Below are 11,035 nucleotides of genomic sequence, written 5' to 3' on the forward strand. Positions count from 1 at the left end.
ACCTTCAGGTCGTGGTCAGGAACTCGTAGCCGTCGCCCGCCAGCCAGGCCCGGCTCAGCTCGCCGTAGGCGGGCGCGCCGTCGGGCGACAGGTCGCGCCACAGGCCGGCCAGCCGGGCCCGCGCGGCGGTGAGGTGCACGTCGGCGAGGTGCTGCGCCCGCGCGTCGCCGTGGGCGCGGGCGAGCACGGCGGACGCGGCGACCAGCTCGCCCGCGATCCGCCCGGAGGTGATGAGGAACTCCTGGTCGGCGAACAGCTCCTCGGCGGGGCGCTCCCGGGTGACCTCGTCGTAGACGGACGCGAAGCGCCTGGTCTGCTCGGCGACCGCGGCCAGGTGCGCCCGGTTGCGCGGGCCGAGGTCCAGCCCGGTGAGGTCGGCGGCCGCCGGGTCCACGACCGGGCGCTCGTCGGTGTAGTAGCGGCCGAGCAGGAGCTGGGCGATCTGGTGGTCGAGCCGGAAGTCGACGTTGCCCGCCATCCGGAACCCGCGCGCGTCGCGCAGCGCCCGTTCGGCGGGCAGCACGGGCGCGCCGCGGCGCCGCTTGCTCGCGGCGGTCTCCAGCCCCTCGCCGCCCAGGAGCGCCACGGTCCGGTCGGCCAGCGCCCACGCCGTGCCGGTGAGCACGTTGCGGGTCAGGAACGTCTCCAGCCACCGGCCCGGGATCAGGCTCCAGCGGGTGATCGCGTCCATGGCGTAGACGTCGCCCATCGCCCGCGCCACCATCCGCTGCACGCGGTCGTACCCGCCGAGCGGCCGGCCGTCGACCACCCGCCGGGACACGAACCGCCGCGACCACTCCAGGCAGTTGCGCGCCACCGCCAGCGCGGACGCGCCGGCGAAGTAGACCCGGCCCCGGAACGCGATGGCGTTGATCGCCGCGGGCAGCCGCAGCTGACCCTCCGAACCGGACAGCACGCGGTCCGCCGGCACCCGCACGCCGTCGAACCGCAGGGCGCCGCTGGGCAGGCCGCCGCTGCCGATGAAGTCCACGGTGGACTCGACGGAGAAGCCGGGCGACGCGGTGTCCACGAAGCACACGCCGATGCCGCCGTCCACCGTCGCGGACACGGCCAGCAGGTCCGCCACGGGACCGTTGGCGGTGTAGAGCTTGTCGCCGTGCAGGACGTAGTGGTCGCCGGACCGCGTGGCGGTCATCTTCGGCAGCCGGTTGTTCTGCCCGGCGTGGTCGGTGTCGCCGAACCCGGACAGCGCGCCGCCGGCGACCCGGTCGCGCACCCAGTCCCGCAACGGCCCCTCGGGCAGCGCCGGGTACAGCGCGCCGGCGCCCGCGCCCGCCTGCACCGCGACCACCTGCCCGACCGGCACGGACGTCCGCGCCATCGCCGCGATCACCCGGACCACGTCGTACGGCGAGAGCCCCGCGCCGCCCAGCTCCGGGCCGAACGAGACGGTGAGGAACCCGTCCCGGCGCAGGGCGTCGAGCAGCCCGTCGGGCAGCGCGCGGGTGCGGTCCAGCTCGTCCGGGTCGGGCACGTGCGCGGCCATGAACGCCTCGGCCTTGGCCACCCACGCGTCGCCCGCGGCCCGCTCGGCGGCGTCGCGCACCGGGAAGTCGGCGAGCAGCCCGACGTCGAGCCTGCCCGTCAGCAGACCGGTCTCCAGCGAGTCGGTCCCCGGCGAGTCAGCGGACATCGTCGCCCCCCAGCGCCCGGAGCCCCGCCTCGACCGCGACGAGCTGCGCGGGCCGCGTGCCCGACGCCGCCACGAACCCGTCGGGCCGCAGCACCAGGAAGCCGGGCGGCCGGCCGTCGAGGTGGTCGTGCTCGACCAGGCGGGGGTTGCGGTCGGCCAACGCCGACGCGTCGGCCACCAGCGCCGACGTCGCGGGACCGGTGGTGAGCAGCCGCAGCCGCCCGTCGCCGTCCCACGCGGGCACCCAGTGCGGCGCGCGGCCGACCTCCGCCGCCGGGGACGGCACGCGCAGCAACTCGTCGGTGTAGCGGACGTTGCGCCCGGCGAGCAGCGGCACGAACCGCCGGCGCAGCGCGCCCGTCCGCTCCAGCGCCCCCCACAGCGCGTTGCGGACCCGGGAGCCCACCGGCCCGAGCATGAACACCTTGAGCATCCGGCCGGTCATGGCGACGACCTGCTCGGCCGCCTGCCGCCGTTCCACCGCGTAGCCGTCGAGCACGGCCGGGCGGAACCGGCCCCGGATCACGCCCGCGAGCCGCCACGTCAGGTTGTCCGCGTCCTGGAGGCCGAGGTTGAGGCCCTGGCCGCCCAGCGGCGAGTGGGTGTGGGCGGCGTCGCCGACGAGGAACGCCCGGCCGTGCCGCAGCCGGGCCGCGATCCGCTCCGCGCTGGCGAACGTGGTGAGGTGGTCCAGCTCCAGCACCTCGATGCCGCCGGGGCCGCGCTCGTCGAGCAGGCGTTGCACGCCGGCCGCGGAGACCGGCAGGTCCGGCGGGATCGGCGCGGACACCCGCACCCGGCCGCCGGGCAGCGGCCCGAACACCAGCGAGCCGCCGCGGCCGAGGAAGTAGTGGACCGCGCCCTCCCCGAAGTCGCCCGCGAACCGGCCCTCGGCGAGGATGAGCGTGGTCGGCACGGCCCGGCCGGGGAACTCCACGCCCAGCCGCTCCCGCACCGCGCTGCGCACGCCGTCCGCGCCGATCACCCAGTCCGCCTCCACCAGCTCGACGCCCGACGGCCCGGTGACCTCCACGGTGACCGAGTCGGTGCCCGGCACGAGGTCGGTGAACCGGACGCCGCGCTCCACCTTGCCGCCCAGCCGTTCCAGCGCCTCCTCCAGCAGCCGGGTGGTCTGCTCCTGCGGCAGCAGCAGGGGCTCGTTCTCCGCGCCGAGCGCCACGCGCAGCGTCCGCCCGCCCGCCAGCTCGTAGACGTTCGCGCGCACCGTGACGCCGAGCCGCACGGCCTCGTCGCGGATGCCGAGGCGCCCGAAGATCTCCAGCGCGGGCGGCCACAGCTGCACCGCGCGCGACCCCGTCTGCCGCTCGGTGGACTGCTCCAGGACGCGCACCTGCACGCCGAGCCTGAGCAGGCCCACGGCGGCGGTCATCCCGACCGGGCCGGCGCCGATGATGACGACCGTTGTCCTCGACTTCACGGCTGCTCCAGTTCGTCCAACCAGGTGTCGACCGCGTGCGCGGCGGCGTCGACGTGCGCGTCGACCAGGCTCCAGTGGGTGGCCGGGACGTCCACGACGGCGGCCCCCGGCCAGTGCGCTCGCCAGTCCGGCACGTCCGGCCAGTCGTCCATCGGGCGGTCGGCGCGCGCCAGCAGCGTCGGCGCCGCGATCCCGGCCGGCCGCCACTCGTCCAGCAGCCGCAGGTAGGCGTCCATCGCCGCGCGCCGGGCGTCGGTCACGTCGGCGAGGCGGCCGGCGACGCCGGCCAGCAGCGCGGGCCGCAGCGCGTCGAGCGCGTCCCACGGGTAGGTGTCGAGCAGGACCAGCGCGGTCAGGCCGTCGTCCGCCAGCAGTCGGGCGGCGCGGTGCGCGACGAGACCCCCGGAGGAGTAGCCGACCAGCGCGAACGGCGCGCCGTTCGCCGCCCGTGCGGCGACCTCGGCGACGTGCTCGGCGACGTCGTCGAGGCCGGAGGGCGGCGGTTCCCCGTCGGCGAAGCCCGGCAGCGGGAGCGCCACGACGTCGCGCCGGCCCTGGAACCGCTTGGCGAACGGCACGTACTGGTGCGGTCCCGAGTCGGCCAGCACGGTCGGCACGCAGATCAGCTTCGGCCCGCGCGGACCGGTGGCCAGGGTGAGCGGGCCGGCCGGCGCGGCGGGCGCGGCGTCGCGCCGCAGGTGGGCCACCAGCGCGTCCGGGGTGCCGAGGTCGCGCAGCTCCCGCACGGTGAGCCGGACGCCGGTGGCGGCGGCGAGCCGGTCGCGCAGCTCCACGGCCCCGACCGAGTCCAGGCCCAGCTCCAGCAGCGGCCGGGACATCACGACCGCGTCGGGGTCCGGCTGCCCGAGCACGCGGGCGACTTCGCGGCGCACCCGCTCGACCGGGTCCGTGACCACGACCTCGGGTTCGACCGGCGGGGCGGGCCTGGCCACGACCGGGTTCGCGCCGGCGGACGCGGCCCAGTAGCGGCGGCGCCGGAACGCGTAGGTGGGCAGGTCGACGCGCCGCCCGCCGCGGTGGTCCGCCGACCAGTCGACCGGCACGCCGCGCACGTGGGCCGCGCCCAGCGACGCGTGGAAGCGGCGCAGGTCGCCCCGGTCGCGGCGCAGCGTGCCGACGACCACCGCGTCCACGCCGGCCCCCTCGGCGGCCTCCGCGACGCCCGCGGTGAGCAGCGGGTGCGGGCTGGTCTCGACGAACGTGCCGAAGCCGTCGGCGAGCAGCGCCCGCACGACCGGCTCGAACAGCACCGGCCGCCGGCAGTTCTCGAACCAGTACCGGGCGTCCAGCTCCGCGCCGGCGAGCGGTCCCCCGGTGACCGTCGAGTACAGCGGCACGCGGCCCGTGCGCGGCCGGACGAACGACAGCAGCCCGATCAGGCGGTCGCGCACCCGGTCCACCTGCGGGCTGTGGGAGGCGACCAGGGCGCTCATCACCCTGGCCCGCACACCGCGCGCGGCCAGCGCGGCGACCAGCTCCGTCAGCGCGTCCACGTCGCCCGCCACGGTCACCGCGCGCGGCCCGTTGAGGCCCGCGACCGACACCCGCCCGTCCAGCAGGGGCTCCACCTCGGCCAGGGGCGCGGCCACGGAGGCGACCCCGCCCAGGCCGAGCAGCTCCTCCGCGAACACCCGGGAGCGCACGACGATCAGCCGCGCGGCGTCCTCCACCGACAGCGCGCCCGACGCGCACGCCGCCGCGACCTCGCCCTGCGACTGGCCGACCACGGCGTCGGGCCGGACGCCGCGCGACTCCCACAGCGCGGCCAGCGCCACCATCACCGCGAACAGCACCGGCTGCACGACCTCGACCCGGTCGATCGTCGGCGCGCCCTCCGCGCCCCGCAGCACGCCCTCGACGGTCCAGTCGACGTGCGCCTCCACCGCCGCCGCCACCTCGCGCAGCCGGGACGCGTAGGCGTCGTCGGCGTCCAGCAGGTCCAGCGCCATGCCGGGCCACTGCGAGCCGTGGCCGGGGAAGACGAACGCGGTCCGGCGGGGGTCGGTGACGCTGCCCGTGACGACGTCGTCGGACGGCTCGCCCCGCGACAGCGCGTCCAGCGCGGCCACCTGCCCGGCGCGGTCCGCGCCGAGGACGACCGCCCGGTGCTCCAGGGCGGCGCGGGTGGTCGCCGACGAGAAACCGAGGTCGCGCAACGGCTGCCCGCTCGCGGCCACGTGGTCGCGCAGCCGGCCCGCCTGCGCGGCGAGCGCGGCGGCCGAGCGGGCCGACAGCAGCAGCGGGACGGCCGCGTCGGGCCGCTCGTCCGGTGCGCCGGACGAGTCCGCGTCGTCGTCGGGGACGTGCTCCAGGATCACGTGGGCATTGGTGCCGCTCATCCCGAACGCCGACACCCCGGCCCGCCGCACCCGCCCCGTCCGCGGCCACGCGCGGGGCTCGGTGAGCAGCCGGACCGCGCCGGCGTCCCAGTCGACCTGCGTGGTGGGCCGGTCGACGTGCAGGGTGCGCGGCAGCCGGCCGTGCCGCATCGCGTGGACCACCTTCATCACCCCGGCGAGGCCTGCGGCGGCCAGGGTGTGCCCGATGTTGGACTTGACCGAGCCCAGCAGCAGCGGTTCGCCGGACCGCCGGCCGTAGGTGGCCAGCAGGGCTTGGGCCTCGATCGGGTCGCCCAGGGTGGTGCCGGTGCCGTGCGCCTCCACGACGTCCACGTCGCTCGCGGTGAGGCGGGCGTCGGCCAGCGCCTGCTCGATCACCCGGACCTGCGCCGGGCCGTTGGGCGCGGTGAGGCCGTTCGACGCGCCGTCCTGGTTGACGGCGCTGCCGCGCAGCACGGCGAGCACCGGGTGGCCGTGGCGGCGCGCCTCGGACAGCCGTTCCACGACCAGCGCGCCGACGCCCTCGGCGAAGGCGGTGCCGTCGGCCGCGTCCGCGAACGCCTTGATCCGCCCGTCCGGCGCGAAACCCCGCTGCCTGCTGGTGTCCACGAACGAGATCGGCGTGGCCATCACGGTGGCCGCGCCCACGACCGCGAGCGAGCACTCGTCGCGCCGCAGCGCCTGCGCGGCCAGGTGCAGCGCCACCAGCGAGGTCGAGCACGCGGTGTCGACGGTGATCGCCGGGCCCTCGAAGCCCAGCGCGTAGGCGACCCGCCCGGACAGCACGCTCTGCGCCGCGCCGGTGATCCGGTAGGGCTCCACGTCGTCGGTCGAGTTCGCCAGCAGGGTCGCGTAGTCGTTGGTGACCGCGCCCGCGTACACGCCGGTCCGGCTGCCGCGCAACGCGACCGGGTCGATGCCCGCGCGTTCCAGCGCCTCCCAGACGACCTCCAGCAGCAGCCGGTGCTGCGGGTCCACGACCAGCGCCTCGCGCGGCGAGATGCCGAAGAACTCCGCGTCGAACGCGGCGGCGTCGTGCAGGAAACCGCCCTCGCGGACGTAGGAGCGGCCCCGCTCGTCGGGGTCGGGGTGGTAGAGCCGCTCCAGGTCCCAGCCGCGGTCGGTCGGGAACCCCGACACGGCGTCCACGTCGTCCTCCACCAGCCGCCACAGGTCCTCCGGCGACGTGACGCCGCCGGGGAACCGGCACGCCATGCCGACGACGGCGATCGGCTCGTGCCGCCGGTCCCGTTCCTCGCGCAGCTGCCTGCGGGCCTCCTGGAGTTCGACGGTCGCGCGCTTGAGGTAGTCGCGGAGCTTCCGCTCGTCGGACATGGCACTCCTCCCGGGCTCAGCCGAGTTCCTGGTCGAGCAGGGCGAACAGGTCCTCGTCGCTGGTGTCGTCGCCGACGGCCGGGCGGGCGGCGGGCTCGGCGACCAGCTCGGCCAGGAACTCGCGCAGCCGGTGGGCGAGGGCGGCGCGGTCGGGCGCGACCGCCAGCGCGGCGCGCAGGTGGTCCAGCTGCTCGTCCACGGACACCGCCGGCTCCCGGGGAGCGAGCCGCCGGACGACGAACCCGGCCACGGCCGACGCGGTCGGGTGGTCGAAGACGAGCGTCGCGGGCAGCGCCACCCCGGTCGCGGCGGCGAGCCGGTTGCGCAGCGACACCGCGGCGAGCGAGTCGAACCCGAGGTCGCGCAACGCCCTGTGCGGGTCCACCGCCTCGGCCGAGGCGTGCCCCAGCACGGCCGCGACCTCGGCCAGCACCACCGCGAGCACGCGCCGTTCCCGGTCGGGTCCGGTGAACCCGGCCACCGGGCCGGCGGTCGGGCGCGGCGGCTCGTGCAGCTCCGACAGCAGCCGGCTGGGCCGGGCGGAGGTGAACACGGGCGCGAACCGGGCCCAGTCGACGTCCGCGAGCACCAGGCCCGAGTCGCCGCGCTCGAACACCGCCGCCAGCTCCGCCGCCGCGGCGTCCGGGTCCATGGGGACGAGCCCGAGCCGTGCCAGGTGGTCGGCGTCACCGGTGGCCCACGGGCCCAGCGCGACCGAGATGCCCACGCCACCCGACCGCCGGACGCCTTCGGCGAGCGCGTCCAGGTGGGCGCTGACCGCGCTCGACGCCGCCTGCCCGGCGCTGCCGACCGTGCCGGCGATCGAGGTGAGGACGACGACCGCGTCGAGTCCGGTGGGCGCGGGCACCTCCAGGTCGGCCGCCGACGTGTCGGCCAACGGGGTCGCGCCGCCGACCGGGGCGATGTGGACGACGGCGGTGACGGGCCCGTCCGCCGCCTCCCACACCACCCGGTCCGCGCCGGCTTCGACCAGCAGCCGTGCGACGGGTCCGGCGATGGGCGAGTCCGCGCCGGTCACCAGCACCGTGCCGCGCGGCCGCCACCCCCGCCCCGGTCGGGACCGGGCGCGCACCAGGCGGCGGACCAGGACCTGACCGCGGACGGCGAGCTGGTCCTCCTCGCCGACCGCCTCCAGCAGCGCGGGCAGCCCGGCGAGGTCGGCGGCACGGGCGAAGGCGTCGGCGGTGTCGGAGGGGGTGGCGGAGGGCGTGGCGGAGTCGGTGTTGAGGTTCCCGTCGGAGAGGTCGATCAGGCCGCCCCACCGGCGGGGCAGTTCCAGGGCGGCCGTGCGGCCCAGTGCCCACACCTGCGCCTGCTCCGGGTCCGGCGCGGGGTCGTGGTCGTCCACGGCGACCGCCCGGCGCGTGACCGCCCACACCCGGAAGTCGAGCGCGGCGGCGGCGCGGATGACCGCGAGCGCGGCGGCGGCCGGCTGGTCCCGCCCCACCGGCCACAGCACCCGGTCGAACGGCTCTTCCGCGCGCAACCGGTCCGCGAGCCCGTCGAAGTCGTCCACCTCGACGGTCCGCACGCCCGCCACCGGCCCGGTCCCCGGCGGCGACAGGACCAGCCACCGGTACCGCGCGGGCCGGGGCGCGACCGGCAGCGGTCGCCACTCGACCGCGTGACGCCAGGACCGCGCGCCGAGCCAGAACCGCTCCCGCTGGAACGGGTAGGTCGGCAGGGGGATCCGCCGCGCGCCCGGCGTCAGCGCCGACCACGCGACGTCCGCGCCCCGCACGTGCACCTCGGCCAGCGCGGCGAGCAGCGTCTCGACCTCGGGCCGGTCCCGGCGCAGCGCGGGCACGAACACGTCGTCCGACATCTCCCGCCCGAACGCGGTCAGCGTGGCGTCCGGCCCGAGCTCCAGGAACGTCGTCACGCCCCGGTCGCGCAGCCACCGCACGTCGTCGGCGAACCGCACGGTGTCGCGGACGTGCCGCACCCAGTGCTCCGGCGAGGTGACCGCCGACGTCAGCGGGATCTCGGGCGGGTGGAACTCCAGTCCTTCCGCGACGCGCCGGAACTCGGCCAGCGCCGGCTCCACCAGGTGGGAGTGGAACGCGTGGCTCACCCGCAGCCGCCGGGTCCGGACGCCGCGCGCCGCCAGCTCCGCCTCGGCCTCGGCCACCGCGCCGGCGTCGCCGGACAGCACCACCGACTCCGGCGTGTTCACCGCGGCCAGCGCGAGCCGGTCCGACAGCAGGTCCGCGATCCGCTCCTCGGAGGCCAGCACCGACAGCATCGCGCCGCCCGCGGGCAGCGCCCCCAGGAGCCGGCCGCGCGCGGCGACGAGCGTGGCCGCGTCCGCCAGGGACAGCACCCCGGCGACGTGCGCGGCGACGAGTTCGCCGATCGAGTGGCCCGCCACGTGGTCCGGCCGCACGCCGAAGCTCACGACCAGCCGGAACAGGGCGACCTCGACGGCGAACAGGGCCGCCTGGGTGTAGCGCGTGTCGTCGAGCCGGTCGCCGTCGCGCACCACGTCGGCGAGCGGCCGGTCCAGGTGCCGGTCCAGCTCCGCGCACACCGCGTCGAACGCCTCGGCGAACACCGGGAACGCCGCGTGCAGCTGTGCGCCCATGCCCGGCCGCTGGCTGCCCTGGCCGGTGAACAGGAACGCCAGGCCACCCGCGACGTCCCCGACGACCGCGCCGGACGGGAACGCCGCGAGACCCGCGCGCAGCTCCTCGACCGACGCCGCGAACAGCACGGCACGCCGGTCGAGCGCGGCACGCGTCGTGGCCAGGGAGTGGGAGAGGTCGGCCGGGTTCGGGTCGGGTGAGGCCGAAGCGAGGAAGTCGTGCAGCCGACGTGCCTGGGCCCGCAGCGCCCGCGGGGTCGCGGCGGACAGCGGGAACGGCAGCACGCCGGTCGGCTGGGGCGTCGCCGGCCGGTCGGCGGGCCGGTGCTCCTCCAGCACGACGTGCGCGTTGGTGCCGGAGATGCCGAACGACGACACCGCGCCGCGCCGCGGCCGGTCGCCGGGCCACGGCCGGGCCGACGTCAGCAGCTCCACGGCCCCGGAGTCCCAGTCGACGTAGGGCGACGGCGCGTCCACGTGCAGCGTGCGCGGCATGACGCCGTGCCGCATCGCCTGCACGACCTTGATGACGCCCGCCACGCCCGCCGCGGCCTGGGTGTGGCCGATGTTGGACTTGAGCGAGCCCAGCCACAGCGGCTCCGCCCGGTCGCGGCCGTAGGTGGCCAGCAGCGCGGACGCCTCGATCGGGTCGCCCAGGCGGGTGCCGGTGCCGTGCCCCTCCACCAGGTCGACGTCGGCGGGGGTCAGCCCGGCGTCCTTCAGGGCGTCGCGGATCACCCGCTCCTGGGCCGGGCCGTTGGGCGCGGTGAGGCCGTTGGACGCGCCGTCGGAGTTCACCGCGCTGCCGCGCAGCACGGCCAGCACGTCGTGGCCGAGCCGTTCGGCGTCCGACAGCCGCTCCACCAGCAGCACGGCCACGCCCTCGGCCCACCCCGTGCCGTCGGCCGCCGCCGCGAACGACTTGCACCGGCCGTCGGCGGCCAGCCCGCGCTGCCGGGCGAACTCGACGAACGTGGTCGGCGTCGCCATCACGGTCACGCCGCCCGCGATCGCCATCGAGCACTCCCCCGCCCGCAGCGACCGCGCCGCGAGGTGCAGGGCGACCAGCGACGAGGAGCACGCCGTGTCGACGGTCAGCGACGGTCCCTCCAGGCCGAGGGCGAACGACACCCGGCCGGACAGCACGCTGCCCGCGCCGCCGGTGAGCCGCAGGCCCTCGACGCCCTCGGGCAGCGCGGCCCCGTGCCCGTAGTCGTGGTACATCAGGCCCGCGAACACGCCGGTCCGGCTGCCGCGCAGCGAGCGCGGGTCGATCCTGGCGCGTTCCACGACCTCCCAGCAGCTCTCCAGGAACAGCCGCTGCTGGGGGTCCATCGCCAGCGCCTCGCGGGGCGAGACGCCGAAGAACGCCGCGTCGAACTCGGCCGCGTCGGGCAGGAACCCGCCCCGGTCGACGGTGGTCGTGCCGGCGTGGTCGGGGTCCGGGTGGCGCAGCGCGGCGAGGTCCCAGCCGCGGTCGGCCGGGAACGCGCCGGTGCCGTCGCCGCCCGCCTCGACCAGCCGCCACAGGTCCTCGGGCGAGGCGACGCCGCCGGGCAGGCGGCAGGCCATGCCGACGACGGCGATCGGCTCGTCGGACGGCCCGACGAGCCGCTTGAGCCGGGCGACCTCCTTGACCGAGT

At 77.2% G+C, this 11,035-nt stretch carries 3 protein-coding genes and 1 pseudogene; all 4 read right to left on the reverse strand.

What is annotated here, in order from left to right:
* Positions 1–4: 4 nt before the first annotated feature.
* A complete protein-coding gene (locus ACWEFJ_RS26635) occupies positions 5–1,654 on the reverse strand; it encodes an acyl-CoA dehydrogenase family protein (RefSeq protein ID WP_449715402.1) in 1,650 nt (549 codons plus the stop codon).
* Positions 1,644–3,092 carry an FAD-dependent monooxygenase gene (locus ACWEFJ_RS26640; RefSeq protein ID WP_378084386.1) on the reverse strand — a complete coding sequence of 483 codons (1,449 nt, stop codon included), beginning with the start codon at positions 3,090–3,092 and terminating at the stop codon, positions 1,644–1,646. Before ACWEFJ_RS26640 ends, ACWEFJ_RS26635 begins: the two co-directional genes overlap by 11 nt.
* Positions 3,089–6,787, reverse strand: coding sequence for a type I polyketide synthase (locus ACWEFJ_RS26645; RefSeq protein ID WP_449715403.1), 3,699 nt, complete (start codon positions 6,785–6,787; stop codon positions 3,089–3,091). Before ACWEFJ_RS26645 ends, ACWEFJ_RS26640 begins: the two co-directional genes overlap by 4 nt.
* A gap of 16 nt (positions 6,788–6,803) precedes the next feature.
* Positions 6,804–10,991, reverse strand: a pseudogene (locus ACWEFJ_RS26650) (type I polyketide synthase); the annotation flags it as partial.
* Positions 10,992–11,035 lie beyond the last annotated feature (44 nt).

The organism is Actinosynnema sp. NPDC004786, assembly GCF_053601135.1.

What these genes read in the sequence shown, in the direction of transcription:
- ACWEFJ_RS26645 (WP_449715403.1), bottom strand. Translation starts at nt 6,787, where the DNA reads ATGTCCGACGAGCGGAAGCTCCGCGACTACCTCAAGCGCGCGACCGTC.
- ACWEFJ_RS26635 (WP_449715402.1), bottom strand. Translation starts at nt 1,654, where the DNA reads ATGTCCGCTGACTCGCCGGGGACCGACTCGCTGGAGACCGGTCTGCTG.